The sequence below is a fragment of the Nostoc sp. NMS2 genome, from assembly GCF_017115105.1.
Classification (GTDB): Bacteria; Cyanobacteriota; Cyanobacteriia; order Cyanobacteriales; family Nostocaceae; genus Nostoc.
In genome coordinates, this window is record NZ_JABXKH010000173.1 from 47224 (window position 1) to 68906 (window position 21683).

Below are 21683 nucleotides of genomic sequence, written 5' to 3' on the forward strand. Positions count from 1 at the left end.
CTTTCTCTAACCAATCCCAAACAATATCGAGAGGTCAAAATGCTGCTATTTGAAACTGTTAGAGAAATGGGTCACGAACAAGTTCTCTTTTGTCATGGTAAAAACCCCGAAATTAAGGCAATTATTGCCATCCATGACACAACCTTGGGCCCAGCAATGGGAGCTACAAGACTCATGCCTTATGTCAGCGAAGAAGCTGCTTTAAAAGATGCCCTTCGTCTCAGTCGCGGGATGACATATAAAGCAGCCTGTGCCAACATTCCGGCTGGTGGTGGCAAAGCAGTCATCATCGCTAACCCTGAAAATAAAACAGATGATTTGTTGAGAGCTTACGGGCGTTTTGTTAACAGCCTCAATGGACGTTTTATTACCGGGCAAGATGTCAATATTACCCCCGATGATGTCCGAACAATCAGCCAAGAAACTAAACATGTTGTTGGAGTATCAGAAAAATCTGGTGGGCCTGCTCCCATAACATCATTGGGAGTTTTTCTGGGAATGAAAGCTGCTGTAGAGTCTCGTTGGCAGAGTCAAAGACTTGATGGCATGAAAGTTGCAGTTCAAGGCTTAGGAAATGTCGGTAAAAATCTTTGTCGGCACTTACATGAGCATGATGTCAAGCTTTTTGTTAGCGATGTAGACCCAGCAAAAGCGGAAGAAGCAAAACGGCTTTTTGGGGCAACTGTTGTAGAACCAACTGAAATTTACTCTCTTGATGTCGATATATTTGCTCCTTGCGCTTTAGGAGGAATTCTTAATAGTCATACAATTCCTTTTTTGCGAGCTTCTATTATTGCTGGTGCAGCTAATAATCAATTGGAGAATGAGCAATTACATAGTCAAATGCTCACTAAAAAAGGGATTCTTTACAGCCCAGATTATGTAATTAATGCTGGAGGACTAATCAACGTTTACAACGAGATGATTGGTTATGACGAAGAAAAAGCTTTCAAACAAGTGCATAACATTTATGACACGCTGTTAGCAATTTTTGATATTGCCAAAGTTCAGGGAGTTACTACCAACGATGCTGCTAAACGATTAGCCGAAGACCGCATCAACAATAGTAAGCGAAGCAAGTCTCAAGCGATCGCAGCTTAATTATTATTATCTTAAGGAGTGAGAAGTGGAAAAAAATACTTTTGCAACATCAGCTTACATTGCTACTTCACCAGAGAGTGCCTTTGAGTATCTTTGTAGTTTAAAGAACTTGGATGAATGGACACTTTATAGCCGGATGCAAGAGCAAATTGACGAAGATACTTGGCTCGGAACTGCATCTGGTTATCACAAAAATCTCTATTATCACGTTAAAAAACTGCAAAATCCGCTTTTTTACGGCATTGAATGGCACTGTGGATTAGAGTACCAAAAATATTTTCAAGTTTATCCTGTTTTGCTGTTTCCCACCGACTACATCGAGCCGGGAACAGATGAAAAAGGTGTGTACTTTCACTGGTTGAGTTTTGTCGATCCTAAACGCCAGACTCAGATGATTATGCAGGGAATTCATACAGTCCACACTTCCGAATGTCGTTCCCTCAAAGGTAATTTGGAACGCAAAGCTGGTCTGACCTCAGCAGCCAAAGGAAGCCACTTTATCGATACAGACACCATTTATGTTGATGCCCCAATTGAAATCGGCATCGAATACTTAAAAGACTTAAAAAATGTAGATGAGTGGGCACATTTGCTGCGACCAAATGGTGATATCACTTCTAAATCAGGTGAATTCAAAGATGAGTATGACCAAAAAGTCAAAGTGTCTGTGCGAGTCCACTCTTTGAGCAAATACTACTTACTTGAACAAGAAAACTTTTATCCAGACTACGAATATTATCAGCGTTCTGTAGCCTTACTTATCCCAACCGCTTATGCATTCGCTGACCCCGAAGCTTCAGGTTTCATTCTGCATCGAATCACATTTTGGAAAACAGATGGAACTGTTAGCCACGGCAAACTTCAAATAGAAGACTTTGGCGCTGAGAGCATGAACATCAAACGTTTACTCGAAGCCAAAGCAGGCAACCTCAAATCATTTGACCGAGGAATGAGCTACCTCCCAAAAATTCCAGAATCCCTAGTTACTAACTAAAACCTCAGCGTTCCTCTGCGCTTCCCTCAGCGTTCCTTTGCGTTTAAAATTCCTACCTCAATTCCCTGCAACACATGAAACTCAAACAACTTACTATTACCATCCTAACTTTTTGTGTTGCCGCCTTTTCTGGAATGAAAGCTGCCTCAGCCGCATCCTTTTCAGTAATTGCCGACGGTCTAGATAATGCCGGCGGACTGAGCTTTAGCCCTGATGGTAATCTCTATGTTACAGAGGCGGGAATAGGGGGAAGTGGGGCTTGTGTTCCACCAGCAAGCGGTCAAGGAGATTCCTTATGCTATGGAACAAGTGGAGCAGTTACCAAAATTGAGAATGGTAAGACCGAACGCATACTTACAGGACTTCCTTCCTTAGCATTACCAGATGGGACTGGAGCGGCTGGCCCTCGTGACATCAAATTTGATACTAAAGGTAAACCTTATGTTTTGATTGGATATGCGGCTAATCCGACTTTTCGCGATCGCAATTTAGGTGACACTGACCTCGGTAAAATCATCGCTCCCGATTTTAAAACCAACTCCTGGACAAGTGTTGCCGATTTAGCTAACTATGAACTCGCTAACAATCCCGATGGTGCTGATGTCGGTAGCAATCCTTTGGGTTTCGTAATCGATGGCAATAAGTTAGTTGCAGTTGATGCAGGTGCAAACGACTTACTCAGTGTTAATACTGTTAGTAAAAATTTGCAAGCTATCACCACATTCCCTGAAGACGTATTAGCTAATCCCGTCTTTCCACCCTCCGGTACTCCATCCAATGAACCGGCGCAGGTGCCATCTCAAGGTGAAGAAGTGCGATCGCAATTTGCAACCCAAGCAGTACCTTCAAGTGTAGCAAAAGGCCCTGATGGTGCTTATTATGTCAGCCAGTTTACTGGTTTTCCCTTCCCTGAAGATGGGGCAAAAATCTATCGAGTCGGTGCTGATGGCAAGCCAACAGTATATGCAGATGGTTTTACCCAACTTACAGACTTGGAATTTGATCCTGAAGGCAACTTATATGCTTTGCAGTACGCCAATCAGTCAGCCTGGAAGGGGAATTTTGATGGTTCTGTCATCAAAATAGCTGCTGATGGCACTCGCACAACTCTGCTGAGTGGCAATGGATTAGAGTCGCCTAGCGCCTTGACGATTGGTGCTGATGGTGCAGTATACGTCACCAACCGAGGCGATCGCCCTGGATTTGGACAAGTTCTCAGAATTGAGAATCCCAAATCTATCCCTGAACCTAGTTCTACTTTAGGCGTATTAGCGATCGCAGTTTTGGGCGTTGGTTGGTTGCACAAGAAGAGAGCTACCCAAATCTCTTATAAATCTCAACTAAAGAGTTTCAAATCAATTGCGCGTTCCTCAAAGACTGCGATTCGTTCTCTTTAAAACCGTAAAAGTTCCCACTTAATTTAACTCTCAATCTCTAAAGGTATGAAATTCAAGTCATTTGCTCTTACATCTCTTACATTTTGTTTTGCTGCTATTTGTGGAACACCATCTGCACAAGCTGTAACGCTAACGACAGTTGTTGATGGAATCAGTAATGCACGGGGTGTTAGCTTTGGCCCTGACGGCAGTCTTTACGTAGCAGAGCCAGGTATCGGCGGTAACGGAAATTGTCAACCATCTCCGAGTACGTTGTTTCAGCCTATCTGTGCTGGTAATAGCGGTTCACTGGTCAAAGTTGCACCAGACGGCACAAAACAGCGTCTACTTAATAACTTTCAGTCTTTAGCAGAGCAACCCACTGGCAACCAAGGTGCTGGCATTCAAGACATACAATTCGACTCTAAAGGGAATGCTTATCTGCTGACTGGTTTTGCTGGTTATCCAGGAAACCGCGATCTAGCAACACTTAACCTTGGTTCGCAATTCCCTATCCCACCACTGCAACTTGCGACTTTTCCGCCATCAACACCCGATAAAGTTTTGAATACACCGCTTCTAGCACAACTGTCCAAAGTTGACTTGAACACGGGAGCTCTCACCAGTATTTTTGACTTTGCCAAGTATGAAATCACTAAAAATCCAGATAAAGGGGATGTAGTTACCAATCCCTATGACCTGACTGTTAATGGTGATAGTGCTTATGTGGTTGACGGGGGCGGGAACACTGCTTACCAAATTAAACTTGACGGAAGTGAGTCACAAGCGATCGCAATTCCGAAAAACATCATTAGTAAGTCAGATTTGCCACCAGACTTACAATTACCTCCTGGGCTATTAGAGGAGCTTCCAGGAGGAAAAATAGCAATTCAAGCAGTACCCACAGGTGGCGCAATTGGCCCGGATGGAGCTTTATACGTTGGTGAATATACGGGTTTTCCTTATCCAGAAGGTAAATCGCGGATCTTCCGCATTGGCGAAGATCAAAAACCAGAAGTTTTTCTAGATGGGTTTACGCACATCACCGACCTAACCTTTGATGAGAAAGGCGATTTGCTGGTTTTACAGTTCAGCGACACCTCCCAGTTAGGGGGTGACATCACAAATCTACCTGGTTCTCTCATCCAAGTTGCTCCTGACGGCACTCGCACAACACTCGTTGCAGCAGGTCAAGGGCTAGATTCGGCTGATGGAATTGATATTGGCCCTGATGGCAAGATTTATATTACCAATCGTGGTGTCGGCCCAAGACTAGGAGAGGTTGTTCGGGTGGATGGTATCGTTGTCGAAAAAGTCCCCGAACCTGGTTCAGTAGTCGGCTTATTAGCACTTGCTAGTGTAGGCGCAACTGCTGCTCACGCCAAGCGCAAACGCCAAGAAAAGTTGGGTGAAGAGTTGCTAACCAAAGCAGAGACTGTCTAATTCCTCTTTACCTGGTGTCAGGTAAAGCTTACAGAATAGGCTGCTGCCTCACACAGAAAGTTGCATTTCCAACAAGAGGCAGCAGCCCAAATTTCAAGGTTCCCAAACTAGGACGGGGAACGAAATTAGTCTAGGAACGAGTATACCTCATACAACCAGGACTTAAAACTCATGGGATTAGTCAAAAATTTATCAATCGGCATTCTTGGTACTGGATTTATAGTGTTGGCAGCAGCAGCCCAAGCCAAGGCTGTAACATTAACTTACGACAGAAGTATTGGTAGTCCTGGCTTCGGCCCTGGAGAACTCTTTGTTCCCCAAGGCATAACGGTAGATGACTCCGGGAATACCTACATAGCTAACGGACGCGGTGTTAACCCGGATGGTACTCCTAACTACAACCTCGGTGACAAAATTGAAAAATTTAGTCCAAGCGGTCAGTATATTGGAGCAATTGGCTCCGGCGGCACAGGACCCGGACAGTTTGACGAGCCAACAACTGTAGACTTTAATCCCGTAACAGGGGATTTGTATGCAGGTGATGTTTACAACAACCGCATCAATCAATTCGATTCTGAGGGTAACTTTATTAGATCCTTTGCAAATGGAGAATTTACCCCTGTCATACCAGGTAGGATTTTCTTTGGACCATCTGGTGTGACATTTGACAAAACTGGCAACGTTTACGTAGGTGATTTTAACGGCGAAAGGATTCTTAAATTCACATCAGACGGACAGCAAATTGGTGTCATTGGTGGCACTGTGGGCACTGCACCTGGGCAGTTCCAAGGTGTAGCAGGTGTAAGAATTTCCCCAGTTAGTGGAAATATCTTTGTAGCTGACCAGTATAACAACCGCGTTCAAGTACTCGATCCAAATGGTAATTCTCTATTGGCATTTGGTTCAGCAGGTAGCGGACCTGGACAGCTTCTTCAGCCAATTGGCATCGAAGTGGACGACCAAGAGAATGTTTATGTAGCTGATTCTATCAACAGCCGCGTTCAGGTATTTGATAAAAACGGTAACTTCTTGACTTCCTACGGTCAACCAGCCTTAGATGCATCAGGCAAGCCAGTTCCGCCTCCAGCATTAACTGACGGTCCCTTTGGCAATCCCCTTGACCTGACTCCAGGCAGATTTAACTGGACGGGTGGCACAAGCTACAAAGATGGCAAGCTTTATGTGGGCGATTTCTTCCAAGGTCGCGTCCAAGTGCTAAACGTAGAAGGCAGAAGGCAAGTACCGGAACCTAGTTCAGCATTGGGTTTAGTATTGCTTGGACTTGGGGCTGCTACCGTCACATTGCAAAAACGCGGGCAACAAAAGCCAGTCTTCAATTTAGAGAAAGAACTGCAAAAACAGTGCTAGTAGTTCATGTCATTAATTGCGATCGATCAGGGTGATCAGATCCCCGACTTCTTGAAGAAGTCGGGGATCTCACAGCCCCGTAGAATTAATGGGACAGACTACTAATAGTCTGTCAAGCAAAGTTTGAAGGGTAAAGGAACGAACCACGAAGACGCGAAGTACACGTTCGCGTAGCGTCTCGCAGAGAAGGAAGAAGGAAAGAAGAGAAATTGAAGAATTTATCTACTCATCAAAGTTGAATTGACAGACTTGATAGGTAAGCAAGTTCGTAGTAAGGACTTTAGTCCTTATTTTCTAAGCACTAAAGTGCTTACTACAAATCTTCAGGACATTAACGGTTAATGCAAATTCTGATTTATTCATACAACTATCATCCAGAACCTATTGGTATCGCACCTTTGATGACTGAACTAGCAGAAGGGCTGGTGAAGCGAGGGCATCAAGTGCGGGTAATCACAGGTATGCCTAACTATCCCCAGCGTCAGATTTACGATCGCTATCGGGGTAAGTTATACGTTACTGAACAGAAAAATGGTGTCACCATTCAACGTAGTTACCTGCGGATTAAATCTAAACCCAACCTTGTAGACCGGCTACTGCTAGAGTTGAGCTTTGTCTTTACAAGTTTGCCACAAGCCCTCAAGGGTAAGCGACCTGATGTAATTCTCTTAACAGTACCACCGTTATTAGTTTGTTTACCTGCAACTTTGATCGGTTGGTTATACAATTGCCCAGTAGTGCTGAATGTGCAAGATATCCTCCCGGAAGCTGCTGTGCGGGTTGGGCTAATTAAAAATAAGTTGATGATTAAAGCTCTGGAAGCTTTAGAAAAGTTTGCTTACCGAACTGCACATACCATTAGCGTCATTGCCGATGGCTTTGTAGATAATCTCATAAATAAAGGTGTACCTGCTAATAAAATTGCCTGTATTCCCAATTGGGTAAATCTAAATTTTATCCGCCCTTTACCAAAGGAGAAAAATTCCTGGAGAGCTACCCATCAACTAGATGATAAATTTGTAGTACTTTATTCAGGTAATATTGCTCTCACACAAGGTTTGGAAACAGTAATAGAAGCAGCAGCCCGTTTGCGTCATCTAAAAGAAATTGTCTTTGTCGTAGCAGGCGAATCTCAAGCACTCAAAAGGTTGCAAAAACATTGTCTTGCTTGTGGTGCAGATAACGTTTTACTTTTACCATTGCAACCGCGAGAAAAACTACCGCAAATGTTAGCAGCCGCAGATGTCGGGTTGATTGTGCAAAAGTGCAATGTGATTTCCTTCAATATGCCTTCTAAAATACCACTGTTGTTAGCTAGTGGTCGCCCGATTGTGGGTTCAGTTCCCGCCGCCGGGACTGCTGCCAAAGCCATCCGAGAAAGTGGCGGCGGCGTTATCGTTGAACCTGAGTCAGCAGATGCTTTGGCTGCGGCGGTGGTGAATTTATATAATCAGCCGGAATTCGCAGCGCAATTAGGACGTAAAGGAAGAAGGTTTGCGGTAGAAAACTATTCCTTTGAGCAAGCGCTAGACCGATATGAAGAGTTATTTGCAGATATGATTGCCAAAAGAGCAACAACTGTGGATATCTTGCCAGAAATGAGTTCTAAGCAATCACTTGTTGATATTTGAAAATTGAGGACGGGAAAAATGCCTCTGAAATCCTCTTATTCAGATGAGCTTAAAAAAACTGACCAGAGCTTGATCGCCTTGTTGCGCGATCGCATATCATTATTAGCATCAGAACAACCTTCTTTAGATGAACAACTGGCTGATGTTGCTCCCCTACTCGCTCAAGCTGGTATTCCTGTGTCTGTTTGGGCAGGTGTAGTAAAGAGTTGTCATGCCAATATCCCTAAATCTGCCACAAATCATGTCATTCCCCGACAAATTACTATCATCGGTGGACATGGCAGAATGGGAAGATTATTTAAAGAGCAGCTTTCGTTAGTAGGTCACAATGTTAGCGTTCTCGAACATGATGATTGGGCTTATGCAGAGCAATTGTTAAGTCAGGCAGAATTAGTATTAGTAAGTGTTCCTATTGAATATACAGTTGATGTTATCAAGCGGGCAGCAAAATATCTTGCGCCAACTACCGCTTTGTGTGATATCACAAGTATTAAGACTCAGCCTACTCAAGCAATGCTCGAACACCATTGTGGCCCTGTGATGGGTTTACATCCAATGTTTGGGCCAAATATAAAATCGTTTTTGGGACAAAAAGTGGTAGTGTGTCCAGGTCGAAACGATGAGTCATTTCAATGGTTATTAGATTTTCTTAAAAGTCAAGGTGGCGAGTTAATTGTTTGCACGCCTGAAGAACACGACCAAATGATGGTGATTATTCAAGCAACGCAACATTTTTGTAGATTTAGTCTTGGTGTTTTCTTAGCACAAGCAAGGGTGGATATAGAGCAGAGTTTAACAATGTCAACTCCTAACTATCGTCAAGAAATTGATATTGTGAAACGTTTGTTTTCCCAAAATCCTAATTTATGTGTTGATATTATGCTGGCTACAGAAGAAAGGCGGAATGCAATTAGCTTTTTAGCTAATACTTATAGTCGTTTGGCCAGATTGGTGGCTAGGAAAGATAGAGACGGATTAATTAAAGAATTTGAAAATGCTCAAAGCTTTTTTGAAGAGAAAATTAATACTTTTATCCAGCCTTTAAATACAACGGCTCTCCAACGAGATTTTAAGCCACAGAATATTAGCATTTGATACCAATTCTGTATGAGGGACGAACCGCCAAGGACGCAAAGGGCGCAAAGAAAGAAAGAGGAAGCCTAGAAAATTTGGCGCAGCCTTATAAAGAAATGAGATGAATAATGAAAACTATGCTGATAGACATCTTTCATGATACTGTTTGCCCCTGGTGCAGAATTGGGAAAAAGCATCTGTTTGATGCACTGGCACAATGGCAAGAACAAGAAGTATATATCCGATGGCATCCATTTCTTCTGGATAATACTGTTTCTGCTGACGGGTACGAATTTCGCAGCTTTATGCAAAATAGAAAAGGCATTAAAGCGGAAGAATTGCAACAGATGTTTGATTATACGCAACGCGCAGGGGAGGCGGCTGGAGTTAAGCTAGATTTTGACAAAATCCGTTTGGCTGTCAATACTAAGCTTTCTCACCAATTGATTACACTAGCACCCGCAAACGTCAAAAATGATGTGGTAGAAGCTATTTATCAAGCTTACTTTGAAGATGGTTTGAACATCGGAGATATTAACGTTATTGTTGCCATCGGGACAGCATACCAGATGGATGCTACCGAATTAAAGTTGCAATTAAACGATCGCGATGTGGTTGATGCAGTTGTTGCTGAATCTACATTTGCTCGGTTAAATGGCATCAATAGCGTGCCGTTTTTCATCATGAATAATCAAGTCAAGGTAAATGGTTCTCACTCGGTAGAGGTGTTCCTTGAAACTTTGAATCGTGCTGCACTTTTAGATATAACTGCAAAAATATGATAGTTGACATCAAGCAAAAAAGTAGATTAATTCATCAACGTGTTTCAGTTACTTTTAACTATGAGGTTTATTTCACCCAAAATTTATTTGAGTTGAAAAACCCGACGCTAGCGCAAGTAATTTCGGCTGATGGGGAGAAAAAGCCGAAGAAATTAGTTGCAGTGATAGACGCAGGAATATTAAAGCATCAACCGGAATTGGTGAAGCAATTAATCGCGTATACCAAGTTTTATGGAGAGGTACTAGCGATCGCAGCCGAACCCATGATAATTTCAGGAGGAGAAGCTGCCAAAAACGATCGCAATTTAGTAGAGCAAATCCAGCAACTGATTGAAGCAGCTGGGTTATGCCGCCATTCTTATGTGTTAGCGATCGGGGGCGGGGCGGTGTTGGATTTGGTAGGATACGCTGCCGCAACCGCTCATCGGGGAATTCGTCTAATTCGGGTTCCGACAACGGTGTTAGCGCAAAATGATTCTGGGGTTGGGGTAAAAAACGGCATCAATGCCTTTGGTAAAAAGAACTTTCTCGGCACATTTGCGCCACCTTATGCAGTTGTAAATGACTCTGCGTTCTTGACAAGCCTAGACGATCGCGATTGGCGTTCTGGGATTGCAGAAGCCGTCAAAGTGGCGCTGATTAAGGATGCTAGCTTTTTTTATTTTATCCATTTGCACAGCGCAGCCCTTGAGCAGCGAGACATGGATACTATGCAACAAGTTATCTATCGTTGCGCCCAGTTGCATTTAGAACATATTGCCAATAGTGGCGATCCTTTTGAAATGGGTTCGTCTCGTCCCCTAGATTTTGGACATTGGGCGGCTCATAAACTGGAGCATTTGACTAATTATCGCTTGCGTCATGGCGAAGCTGTTGCGATCGGTATTGCTTTGGATAGTACTTATTCTTATTTAGCAGGATTGCTTGATTGTTCAGATTGGCAACGAATATTAAATACTTTGTCGGCGTTGGGTTTCACGTTGTATGTGCCAGAACTGGGTGAGAAGTTATCACAATTGGAAGATCCTGATTGTTTATTTCGAGGTTTGACTGAGTTCCGTGAACATTTGGGGGGAGAGTTGACTTTAATGTTGTTACAAAGGATTGGGAAAGGAATTGAGGTTCATGAGGTGAATTTGTTGTTGTATCGGCAAGCGATATCACTGTTGCGGGAGTTTTAGGAGGGAATTTTAAACGCAAAGGAACGCTAAGGGAAGCGCGGAGAAACGCAGAGGGAGGCAATTTACTACTTATGATGGAGGCGGATATTTTTAAATAATGTTTTTAAGAAAAGTACTAGATAAGTAGTGTAAAAAGCGAATAATTTGACACTCGATCGAAAAATTATTCAATACATTATCTGCTTGATATCTAGTACTATTAAGTAAGAAGCAAAAAGTTTTTAATTACATTTTTCACAAAAAATACGCGGATTAGAATAGGCTAATTTGGATGGATAGCAAATTATCTAAGTTCCTTTTTAAGCCATAAATAATTACTAATAATTATTAATAGCTTTTGACTAATAACTTTTCTAGAGAAATTACACATGATTTTTGATTCCCGTTCTTATAAAACCCTTGGCGGTGTAAATGTTTCTCGCTCCATCACCGAAGTTAAGATGGACACTGCCCTCGAAGATATTCTGTTTCACTTAAATTCTCAGCGTGGAGGCTTGCTCAGAAGCAGCTACGAATATCCAGGCAGATACAAGAGATGGGCGATCGGATTTGTCAATCCACCATTGGAATTGACTACACAGGAAAATACTTTTACTTTGATAGCGTTAAATGAACGTGGTAAGGTACTTTTACCATTACTATTAGAGTGTTTATCTAACTCAAAACAACTTGAGAAATTTACCCTAGATAATAACAATATTGTCGGCTTTGTTAAATATACCAAAAAATTATTCACTGAAGAAGAACGCAGTAAACAACCTTCGGCATTTACAGTTGTCCGCGAAATTCTGCATACTTTCTCTAGCCAAGAAGACGAGCATTTAGGATTGTATGGGGCTTTTGGTTATGACTTAGTTTTTCAGTTTGAACCAATTACCCAACGTCTGGAACGTCCTACAGATCAGCGCGATTTGGTGCTTTATCTACCTGATGAATTGATAGTTGTTGACTACTATCAGCAACGGGCATTTCGTCTCCAATATGATTTTGAAACAGCGCACGGCAGCACAAAGAATCTTCCTCGAACAGGTGAGTCTGTAGATTATCGCGGAAAACATCTTATTCCTAATCAAACGGCTGATCATAAAGTAGGTGAATATGCGAAAAAAGTTGAGTCTGCACTCGATTATTTCCGCCGAGGTGATTTATTTGAAGTTGTTCCTAGTCAAAACTTTCTTGAAGGCTATGAAGATGAACCCAGCAAATTATTTGAAACTTTAAAGGATATAAATCCTAGTCCTTATGGGTTTATTTTTAATTTAGGTGGAGAATATCTGATTGGCGCATCTCCAGAAATGTTTGTAAGAGTTGAAGGGAAGCGGGTAGAAACTTGTCCTATTAGTGGTACTATTAGCCGGGGACTAGATGCTCTTGATGATGCGGTGCAAATTCGTCATTTACTCAACTCCCACAAAGATGAAGCTGAGTTGACCATGTGTACTGATGTCGATCGCAATGACAAATCCCGAATCTGCGAACCTGGTTCAGTCCAAGTCATTGGTCGTCGCCAAATTGAATTATACAGCCACCTGATACATACAGTGGATCATGTTGAAGGGACACTGCGATCGCAATTTGATGCTTTAGATGCCTTTCTATCCCATACTTGGGCAGTTACAGTCACCGGCGCACCCAAAAAAGCCGCCATAGATTTTATTGAACAGCATGAACGTAGCGCCCGCCGTTGGTATGGTGGAGCAGTGGGTTATTTAAATTTCAATGGGAATTTAAATACTGGCTTAATTCTGCGGACAATTCGATTAAAAGACTGCATCGCCGAAGTCCGAGTTGGTGCGACTGTCCTTTATGACTCCATACCCCAAGCAGAAGAACAAGAAACAATTACCAAAGCTGCTGCTTTATTTGAAACGATTCGCCGTGTTAAACAAAGCAGTCAAAAAATTGATGAATCCAGTTCCATAAAATTAACTAAAATCCTTCCAAGGGCGGCAACTGGCAAACGTATCTTACTAATAGACTATGAAGACTCATTTGTTCATACGTTAGCTAATTACATTCGCCAAACTGGTGCAAGTGTAACTACACTCCGTCATGGTTTTTCCGATTCAGTATTCGACAAAGAACGCCCTGACTTAGTTGTATTATCTCCCGGCCCTGGTAGACCAAGTGATTTTGGAGTTTCGGAAACTATCGACGCTCTTGTTTATCGTCAAATTCCCATTTTCGGAGTTTGTCTAGGATTGCAAGGCATCGTTGAAGCTTTTGGTGGAGAATTGGGAGTCCTCAACTATCCTCAGCACGGTAAATCTTCACGGATTTTCGTTACTGATTCCGATTCTGTTACCTTCAACAATTTACCAGAATCCTTTACGGTGGGTAGATATCACTCATTGTTTGCTCTACCGCAACATTTGCCGAAAGAACTGAAAGTGACAGCGATTTCTGATGACGACGTAATTATGGGCATCGAACATCAGACACTTCCCATCGCCGCCGTTCAGTTTCATCCAGAATCAATCATGACTTTAGCGGGAGAAGTCGGTCTGGAAATCATTAAAAATGTGGTGCAGGCATATACGCAAACGAAAAAGCCATTGGGCATTGGGTATGGGGCATAGGGCATGGGGCATTGATTATTTCTTCCTCATCCCCCTCATCTCCCAATACGGTTCGGTTAGGGTTTTTTGATGAAAATTCTAAATCAAGAAGACGCGATAAATCGCCGTCTCTACAATAATCAATCCTTTGTCTTGACGGCGATTTATCGCGTCTCTTGGCTTAATCGAACCATATTACCTCATCCCCCACTCCCCACTCTCCCAAGAATTTTATGATTAAACAAGTTACCACTTCCCGCCATATTCTTGAAGAGATTGTGTTGCATAAAAGGCAAGAAGTTGCACAAATGCAGCAACAACTTCCTTTAGCTTCTTTGCAACAGCAGTTAATTACCGCTCCAACTGTCCGAAATTTCTTAGCTGCTTTACAAAAAAATACTAACCAACCTAGCTTAATTGCCGAGGTAAAAAAGGCATCACCCAGCCGTGGGATTATTCGGGCAGATTTTGACCCAGTAGTGATCGCTCAAGCTTATGAACGAGGTGGTGCAGCTTGTCTATCTGTCCTCACCGATTATAAGTTTTTTCAGGGCAGTTTTGACAATCTGCGTAATGTCCGTCAGCAAGTAGCATTACCCCTACTGTGCAAGGAGTTCATCATTGACCCCTATCAAATTTATTTAGCACGGACAGCAGGCGCAGATGCAGTTTTGTTGATTGCCGCTATTTTATCAGACCAAGAACTCCAAGACTTTCTGCGAGTAATTCATGATTTAGGCATGAATGCACTGGTAGAAGTCCATACTTTGGCTGAACTGGATAGGGTGCTTAAGCTTGACGACTTACGTTTAGTGGGAATCAACAATCGCAATCTAGAAGATTTTACGGTTGATTTAGGAATAACAAAGCAACTTTTAGCACAGCGCCAGCAATATTTGCAAAGTTTAGATATCACTGTTGTTAGTGAATCTGGACTCTATACACCTGCTGATTTATCTTTTGTCGCTGAAGCTGGTGTGCGTGCGGTTTTGGTTGGAGAGTCTTTAGTCAAACAAAGCAATGTAGAACAAGCTGTGCGGAGTCTTTTAAGCCTTTCTTAAATCTATTACTTCAGACCTAACCCCCAGCCCCTTCCCTGCAAGGGAAGGGGAGTAAGATTCAAAGCCTCTCTCCTTTTAGGAGAGAGGTTTGGAGAGAGGTCAAAGTCTATTGCTTCCATTCGACAAAAAAATTTAGCGTGGGTATCGCTAATTGCTAAATGTTGATTTTTCCAGAATTATTAACTAATCATTAACTATTTTTCAGAATGACTTCTATCTCTGCTGATTTTCAAACTTTACGCGATCGCCAACAGTGTGCTTTAATCCCCTTTATCACAGCAGGCGATCCTAATTTAGAAACCACTGCCCAAGCTTTACGCATCTTAGATCGCAATGGTGCTGACTTTATCGAGTTGGGTATTCCCTACTCCGATCCTCTCGCAGATGGGCCTGTAATTCAAGCAGCAGCAACCCGCGCTTTGCAAAAAGGCACGAAATTAGAGCAAGTATTAAAGATGTTGGAAGCTGTAACTCCTACCCTAAAAGCGCCAATCATTCTCTTTACTTATTACAATCCCATTTTGCACCGGGGTATTAAGACATTTTTGGCGCAAATAGCTGCTGCTGGGGCGCGAGGCTTAGTAGTGCCAGACTTGCCCTTAGAAGAAGCAGAAGAATTAATCCAAACGGCTGCATCTTTTGGGATTGAGGTAATTTTACTTGTAGCTCCTACTAGTTCTAAAGATAGGATTTTAGCGATCGCTCGTCAATCTCAAGGTTTTATCTACCTGGTAAGTGTCACAGGAGTTACAGGTATCCGCGCTCAAATCCAAGACCGTGTAAAAGATTTAATTACCGACTTGCGAAGCGTCACCGATAAACCCATTGGCGTTGGTTTTGGTATTTCAGGGCCAGAACAAGCGCATCAAGTAATGGAATGGGGAGCAGATGCGGTGATTGTTGGTAGTGCCTTCGTCAAACGTTTAGCTGAAGGTAGCCCAACAGAAAGACTACAAGCCGTAGAAAAACTTTGTCAAGAACTCAAAGCAGCCATTACCCCAGTATCCCTGCAACAAGTTGGTTCCGCAAAGTAAAAAAGCTCTTTCTTCTCTCTGCGTCCTTGGCGTCTTGGCGGTTCGTTACTTCTTTATCGAACCGCCAAGAAGCCAAGGACGCGAAGGAAGAAGGAAATACAAAGATTTGTAGGTTGGGTTGAACTTTAGTGTTACCCAACAAAGCCCTGAAAATGTTGGATTTCGTTCCTCAACCCAACCTACCCCCGCTCCCTGTTCCATTAAGACCATGAAACTCCTGCTGAAATCTGTCAGAATATTAATTTATAGCTTACTTATAGTTAGCACCTGTGCTATTACAGTCTTCGCCCACGATCGCATTGACCACAGACAATACGAATATCATTGGAATTATAACTTTCCAGGACAATATCACCTAGCTGTAAGAAAGAATGTAACTGACCTGACACCATCAGAAAAAACAGCTTTTGTCAAGGCTATTAAAACCTTAAAAACTATAATTCCCGCAGGTAGCAAGCTTAGTATTTACGACCAATTCGTTGCCATCCATCTAGGGGCAACACGCTTGATTCATAACCATAAAGGACATTCCGATGGTTCCGTCCAAGAACTTGCTCATGAAAATGCCGCATTTTTCCCTTGGCATCGAGAATATATCCGCAGATTTGAACAAGCTTTACAAGCAGTAGACCGAACTGTTACTCTGCCATATTGGGATTGGACAGACCCCAAATCACTTGATGTAATTTTTAACGATGACTTTCTTGGTTCTAACGGCCAAGGAGTAACCATCAAAATTCCAAATCAGGGAAATTTTACAGGCGGGCCTGTACAAACTGGGGCTTTTGCTGCTGCAAATGGCTGGGTTATGAATCCAGCATTAAACGTTGACCTAGATACCGGAACATCATTAGGGACATCACTTGTACGCTTTCTAAAAGTACCTCCTGCCAGTGATTACCCAGTGCCCAAAAAAGATATTGAGCGTGCCCTGAGTCTTAATAACTATTCTCTATTTCGCCCTGCTTTGGAAGGATTTATCTCTGTAGATGAGAAGGGTAAAGTTACCCCTGGAGGATTCATCCACAATTACATTCATGGCTTAGTTGGTGGGGTACAGATAGACGCAAGTACGACACCCATAACGTTTAAGGGTTTGGGGACTATGAGCAATATACCAAGTTCGCCTTATGACCCCGTGTTTTGGTTGCATCATGCCAACGTAGACCGCCTTTGGGCTGAATGGCAAGAAAACGGTCATAAAGGTAGCGATTTTTATCCTGCCGATGGTCAACCTTATGGACACAATCTTAAAGACCTAATGTGGCCTTGGGATGGCGGTATGTCTACCCCAAAAGCTACGGCATTAGGAGATTTACTATCTCTATTACCAAAATTTAATCCTAACGATTTGGTACGCCCTATAGACGTTTTGAATCACAGGAAACTCGGCTATACCTACGAAACCTGGGAAAGGAAAACGCAAAGATGATTTCATCTGTGGCATAAGTTCTAAAAAGTTAGAACGAAAATAAAAAATACTTGAACATAAGAGGATTTTAACCAGTGGTAAGCATACAAGACATCAAGACTACAACTGTTCAACCAGATTCTTTGGGCAGATTTGGAAGATTCGGCGGTAAGTACGTTCCTGAAACTTTAATGCCTGCATTAAGTGAGTTAGAAGCAGCATTTCATCAATATCGCAACGAGCCGAGTTTCCAAGCCGAACTGCAAAACTTATTGCGTGACTATGTAGGACGACCCAGCCCATTATATTTTGCTGAACGCCTGACAACAAACTACGCTAGACCAGATGGCACGGGGCCACAAATTTATTTAAAGCGTGAGGATTTAAATCATACAGGCGCTCACAAAATTAATAATGCTTTAGCTCAGGTATTGCTCGCTAAACGCATGGGTAAGCAACGGATTATTGCCGAGACAGGTGCAGGCCAACACGGCGTAGCGACTGCAACTGTATGTGCTAGGTTCGGTTTGAAATGTGTGATTTACATGGGCATCCACGATATGGAACGCCAATCGCTGAATGTGTTCCGCATGAAGTTAATGGGGGCAGAAGTTCGTCCTGTGGAAGCAGGTACAGGAACTCTCAAAGATGCAACTTCTGAAGCAATTCGAGATTGGGTGACGAATGTGGAAACAACCCATTACATCTTGGGTTCTGTTGCCGGGCCTCATCCCTACCCAATGATTGTCCGTGACTTTCACGCGGTAATTGGTGTGGAAACTCGCGCTCAATCCCAACAGAAATGGGGAGGATTACCAGATATTTTACTGGCTTGTGTGGGTGGAGGTTCTAACGCGATTGGATTATTCAATGAATTTGTCCATGAATCTTCGGTGCGTTTCATTGGAGTGGAAGCGGCAGGTGAAGGTGTAGATACAGAAAAACACGCTGCTACCTTGACAAAAGGGAGAATAGGTGTATTGCATGGTGCAATGAGCTATTTACTACAAGATGATGATGGTCAAGTCATCGAAGCCCATTCAATTAGTGCCGGATTAGATTATCCTGGCGTTGGCCCTGAGCATAGTTATTTAAAGGATCTTGGTCGCGCCGAATATTACAGTGTGACTGATAAACAGGCCTTAGAAGCATTTCAAAGACTATCGCAACTAGAAGGGATTATCCCAGCTTTGGAAACTGCTCATGCGATCGCATATCTCGAAACCCTTTGTCCTCAATTAGAAGGCAATCCCCGCATTGTCATCAATTGCTCCGGCAGAGGTGACAAAGATGTGCAAACTGTCGCCAAAGTCCTGATTCCTTAGTGGTTTATGTCATTAATTCTGATGGGTTTGTAGTCAGCACTTCAGTGCTTAAAAATCCAGGACTAAAGTCCTTACTACGAACTTATTCACCTCTCGTCTTAACTAATGGGACAAACTACTAGTCCAATGACAAATAATCAAAATGATAGCTGTAACTCAAACTCCACCTGATAATATCTCCATCCCTTCTGAGTTCTACAACTGGCCAGCTTTATTACAACAGTTGCTAAATCGGCAATCGTTGACGGTTCCTCAAGCTACGGATTTGATGCAAGGTTGGCTCACAGATTCCATCCCTCATGTTTTATCAGGAGCGATTTTAGCCGCAATCCAAGCGAAAGGCGTATCCGCCGAAGAATTAGTTGGTATGGCTAGTGTGTTGCAATCCCAATCCCCAGTACCCAGTACTCAATTCCCAACCCCCCTAATTGACACCTGTGGAACTGGTGGAGATGGCGCTTCCACCTTTAATATTTCCACTGCTGTCGCCTTTGTTGCCGCCGCCGCCGGGGTAAAGGTTGCCAAACATGGCAATCGTTCGGCATCTAGTAAGGCTGGTTCAGCTGATGTGCTGGAAGCTTTGGGGATAAATCTCAACGCCACTCCTGAAAAAGTGCAAGCCGCAGTAGATGAAGTTGGAATCACCTTTTTGTTTGCTCCAGGTTGGCATCCTGCACTCAAAGCGATCGCCACTTTGCGAAAAACTTTGAAGGTGCGGACTGTTTTTAACTTACTTGGCCCGCTAGTAAATCCGATGCGACCAACGGGGCAAATTATTGGTGTAAATGACCCGCTTTTACTAGAGGAAATTGTGCAAGCTTTATCGCAATTAGGATGTCAAAAAGCGATCGCACTTCATGGACGCGAACGCTTAGATGAAGCTGGTTTGGCAGATGTCACTGACTTGGCTGTACTCCAAGATAAAAAAGTCCGTTCTCTAACGCTCAATCCTCAAGAACTTGGTTTGAATTTTGCACCCACTGCGGCGTTGCACGGTGGAGATGTCCAAGAAAATGCCGAAATCTTGAAGGCAGTTCTCCAAGGTAAAGGCACGCAAGCGCAGCAAGATGTAGTCGCTTTAAATACAGCCTTAGCACTCCAAGTTGGTGAAGCCATTCATGGAGAAACGGATGTTTTAGCAGGTTGTGTTAAAGGTATTGCCCTTGTTAAAGAAATTCTGCAAAGCGGTGCAGCTTGGACAAAATTAGAACAATTGGCTGAATTTTTGCACTAATTTCTAAACAGCCCTGGCGAATAGAATTCGCGGCTACACAAACAAAGTCCACCTTCGTGGACTAATAAATTGAGGGTTTGAAACCCACGAAGGTGGGTTTTGTCTGTGTAGACGCGGTTTCTAACCGCCCTTTTAACCTGATTACACTCAATAACCATACACAAGGAAAAACAGATGATTATCATACTTAAAAGCGGTACACCTGTTGAGGAAATTACTCGCATCAGTCAAGAACTGAGTGAAACTTGGAAAGTCACAGTAGAAAAAAGCGTTGGCACCCATAAAGTTGTGCTGGGGCTAATTGGTGATACTTCTAGCATCGATAAATTACAAATCCAAGAATTTAGCCCTTGGATTGAGCAAGTATTACGAGTGCAACAACCTTTCAAGCGGGTAAGTCGAGAATTCCGACATGGAGAAGCCAGCGAGGTTGTTGTACCTACACCCAACGGTGATGTCTATTTTGGCGAACATCATCCGATTGTGGTGGTAGCTGGGCCTTGTTCCGTTGAAAATGAAGCGATGATTGTCGAAACAGCAAAGCGCGTGAAGGCAGCAGGAGCGCAGTTTTTGCGTGGCGGAGCTTACAAACCTCGCACTTCACCTTATGCCTTTCAAGGTTATGGTGAAAGCGCTTTAGATTTATTAGCAGCAGCGCGGGAAGCTACTGGTTTGGGTATCGTCACAGAACTGATGGATGCTGCCGATTTATCAGCAGTGGCGAGAATCGCTGACATAATCCAAATCGGAGCTAGGAATATGCACAACTTCTCGCTGCTGAAAAAGGTAGGCGCTCAAGATAAACCTGTGCTGCTGAAGCGGGGGATGTCTGCCACAATTGACGAGTGGCTGATGGCAGCAGAATATATTTTAGCATCTGGAAATCCAAATGTAATTCTTTGTGAGCGGGGAATTAGAACCTTTGATGGTAAATATGCCCGTAATACTTTAGATTTATCAGTGCTTCCGGTATTGCGATCGCTGACCCATTTACCGATTATGATTGATCCTAGTCATGGTACTGGTAGGTCTGAATATGTTCCATCAATGGCAATGGCTGCGATCGCAGCTGGTACAGATGCCTTGATGATTGAAGTTCACCCCAATCCCGCAAAAGCTTTATCCGATGGGCCCCAATCTCTCACCCCTGATAAATTTGACCGCTTAGTTCAAGAAATGTCAATTCTAGGCAAAGTAGTCGATCGCTGGTCTACACCTGCATTTAATAGCATTAACGACAACCGTATTCTCTTCACGCCAGAACTATCAAAGTAGACAGAGGTAATCTAAGCTATTTTTTGTGAATGGCTAAACCCGACCAAAGGATTTTTTAGACAAAAGAATCCTTTGGTCTATCAGCAATTCATTCTTTTAGATTTCAATCCCTAATAGGGATTTTAGTTAATTGCGATTTATGGTTCTTCAGGACTTATTATGCCAAATAATTAGTGATCCAAGTTAAAATGTCGAGATGTAACACGCACCCATACATTGGCGTGCGATTTTTTCAACCTATATAAACAACCTGATAATAATCCCATTCGGTGTCAAAAGATTAGTTCTGTTTCCACTTCATCATCCGATGAACTTCTTTTGTGGTATTCAGTTAATAAGTGTTGTATATATGTGCGATACTGACTTTTCACGGTATGTGGAAAACCTCTCTTCTATTTCTCTCTTCCTTTAAGGAGAGAGACTTTGAATTTTCCCCCTTCCCGTGTCGGGAAGGGGGTTAGGGGGTTAGGTTAATCGTTAGCTTTTCCACATGACCTGAATTGTCAGATGTGCGATATTGTTCTATCTTTTCCGTTCTAAAATCACCTCATTGTTAGGCGTAAATAATACTTCTCGTATTGTGCCAAAAGTAAGCGTCCTGAAGGGGGTATAAATTCGTGAAGCTGAGTCATATATTGCTCAAAGAATGTATTAGCATCTAAATTGATGCCGAACTGATGGCTGAATATCAACTTAGTTTCATTAAAATATTCCCAAAACAGTTTCTGTATATGATATTTATGTTCGTCAGTCTCTACTTGTATAATTTTAAGCAAAGTTTATACCTCCGCTAAGTAATTGCCCAAAAATCGGTATAAAGAGAATTTACTTATAA

18 protein-coding genes are annotated in these 21683 nt (G+C 42.8%); 17 read left to right on the plus strand and 1 reads right to left on the minus strand.

Features of this window, described 5'->3' with window-relative positions; all coding sequences use genetic code 11:
- The first annotated feature begins 39 nt into the window (after positions 1-39).
- The 17 genes from scyB to aroF all read left to right on the plus strand — a co-directional run bounded on the left by scyB (position 40) and on the right by aroF (position 20848).
- Positions 40-1101 (plus strand): tryptophan dehydrogenase ScyB, encoded by a 1062-nt coding sequence (scyB, locus tag HWQ36_RS32020; protein ID WP_292710438.1) that lies wholly within the window; start codon positions 40-42, stop codon positions 1099-1101.
- A 25-nt stretch (positions 1102-1126) separates the two neighbouring features.
- Positions 1127-2095, plus strand: a complete 969-nt coding sequence (scyC, locus tag HWQ36_RS32025) for a scytonemin biosynthesis cyclase/decarboxylase ScyC (RefSeq protein ID WP_292710441.1) — start codon at positions 1127-1129, stop codon at positions 2093-2095.
- Positions 2096-2169: 74 nt separating this feature from the next.
- Positions 2170-3492: a ScyD/ScyE family protein gene (locus tag HWQ36_RS32030; protein WP_292710444.1), complete on the plus strand. Its 1323-nt coding sequence runs from the start codon at positions 2170-2172 to the stop codon at positions 3490-3492.
- A gap of 45 nt (positions 3493-3537) precedes the next feature.
- Positions 3538-4914 carry a ScyD/ScyE family protein gene (locus HWQ36_RS32035; protein WP_292710447.1) on the plus strand — a complete coding sequence of 459 codons (1377 nt, stop codon included), beginning with the start codon at positions 3538-3540 and terminating at the stop codon, positions 4912-4914.
- Between the two features lie 171 nt (positions 4915-5085).
- Entirely contained in the window at positions 5086-6282 is a 1197-nt protein-coding gene (gene scyF, locus HWQ36_RS32040) for a scytonemin biosynthesis PEP-CTERM protein ScyF (RefSeq protein WP_292710450.1), read from the plus strand.
- Between the two features lie 341 nt (positions 6283-6623).
- On the plus strand, positions 6624-7913 hold the full coding sequence (locus HWQ36_RS32045) for a glycosyltransferase family 4 protein (protein ID WP_292710452.1): 1290 nt from the start codon (positions 6624-6626) through the stop codon (positions 7911-7913).
- Positions 7914-7931: 18 nt separating this feature from the next.
- Positions 7932-9008: a bifunctional chorismate mutase/prephenate dehydrogenase gene (gene tyrA / locus HWQ36_RS32050; RefSeq protein WP_292710455.1), complete on the plus strand. Its 1077-nt coding sequence runs from the start codon at positions 7932-7934 to the stop codon at positions 9006-9008.
- 107 nt (positions 9009-9115) lie between these two features.
- Positions 9116-9769: a DsbA family oxidoreductase gene (locus HWQ36_RS32055; protein ID WP_292710456.1), complete on the plus strand. Its 654-nt coding sequence runs from the start codon at positions 9116-9118 to the stop codon at positions 9767-9769.
- Positions 9766-10950: a 3-dehydroquinate synthase gene (locus HWQ36_RS32060; protein WP_292710459.1), complete on the plus strand. Its 1185-nt coding sequence runs from the start codon at positions 9766-9768 to the stop codon at positions 10948-10950. The genes HWQ36_RS32055 and HWQ36_RS32060 overlap by 4 nt, the downstream gene beginning before the upstream one ends.
- A gap of 368 nt (positions 10951-11318) precedes the next feature.
- Positions 11319-13529, plus strand: coding sequence for an anthranilate synthase (locus HWQ36_RS32065; RefSeq protein ID WP_292710461.1), 2211 nt, complete (start codon positions 11319-11321; stop codon positions 13527-13529).
- Between the two features lie 69 nt (positions 13530-13598).
- Positions 13599-13745, plus strand: a complete 147-nt coding sequence (locus HWQ36_RS32070; protein WP_292710463.1) for a hypothetical protein — start codon at positions 13599-13601, stop codon at positions 13743-13745.
- Positions 13742-14569, plus strand: coding sequence for an indole-3-glycerol phosphate synthase TrpC (gene trpC / locus HWQ36_RS32075; RefSeq protein ID WP_292710466.1), 828 nt, complete (start codon positions 13742-13744; stop codon positions 14567-14569). Before HWQ36_RS32070 ends, trpC begins: the two co-directional genes overlap by 4 nt.
- 206 nt (positions 14570-14775) lie before the next feature.
- The gene (gene trpA / locus HWQ36_RS32080) at positions 14776-15603 is read left to right on the plus strand and encodes a tryptophan synthase subunit alpha (RefSeq protein WP_292710469.1); all 828 of its coding nucleotides are present in this window, start codon (positions 14776-14778) and stop codon (positions 15601-15603) included.
- Between the two features lie 208 nt (positions 15604-15811).
- Positions 15812-17035 carry a tyrosinase family protein gene (locus tag HWQ36_RS32085; protein ID WP_292710472.1) on the plus strand — a complete coding sequence of 408 codons (1224 nt, stop codon included), beginning with the start codon at positions 15812-15814 and terminating at the stop codon, positions 17033-17035.
- A 74-nt stretch (positions 17036-17109) separates the two neighbouring features.
- Positions 17110-18339: a tryptophan synthase subunit beta gene (gene trpB / locus HWQ36_RS32090; protein ID WP_292710475.1), complete on the plus strand. Its 1230-nt coding sequence runs from the start codon at positions 17110-17112 to the stop codon at positions 18337-18339.
- 142 nt (positions 18340-18481) lie between these two features.
- Complete coding sequence (trpD, locus tag HWQ36_RS32095; protein ID WP_292710478.1) at positions 18482-19573, plus strand: anthranilate phosphoribosyltransferase; 1092 nt, start codon at positions 18482-18484, stop codon at positions 19571-19573.
- Between the two features lie 174 nt (positions 19574-19747).
- On the plus strand, positions 19748-20848 hold the full coding sequence (aroF, locus tag HWQ36_RS32100; protein WP_292710481.1) for a 3-deoxy-7-phosphoheptulonate synthase: 1101 nt from the start codon (positions 19748-19750) through the stop codon (positions 20846-20848).
- A gap of 542 nt (positions 20849-21390) precedes the next feature.
- On the opposite strand, the gene HWQ36_RS32105 is transcribed toward aroF, so the two are convergent.
- A complete protein-coding gene (locus tag HWQ36_RS32105) occupies positions 21391-21624 on the minus strand; it encodes a hypothetical protein (protein WP_292710484.1) in 234 nt (77 codons plus the stop codon).
- Positions 21625-21683: the final 59 nt, after the last annotated feature.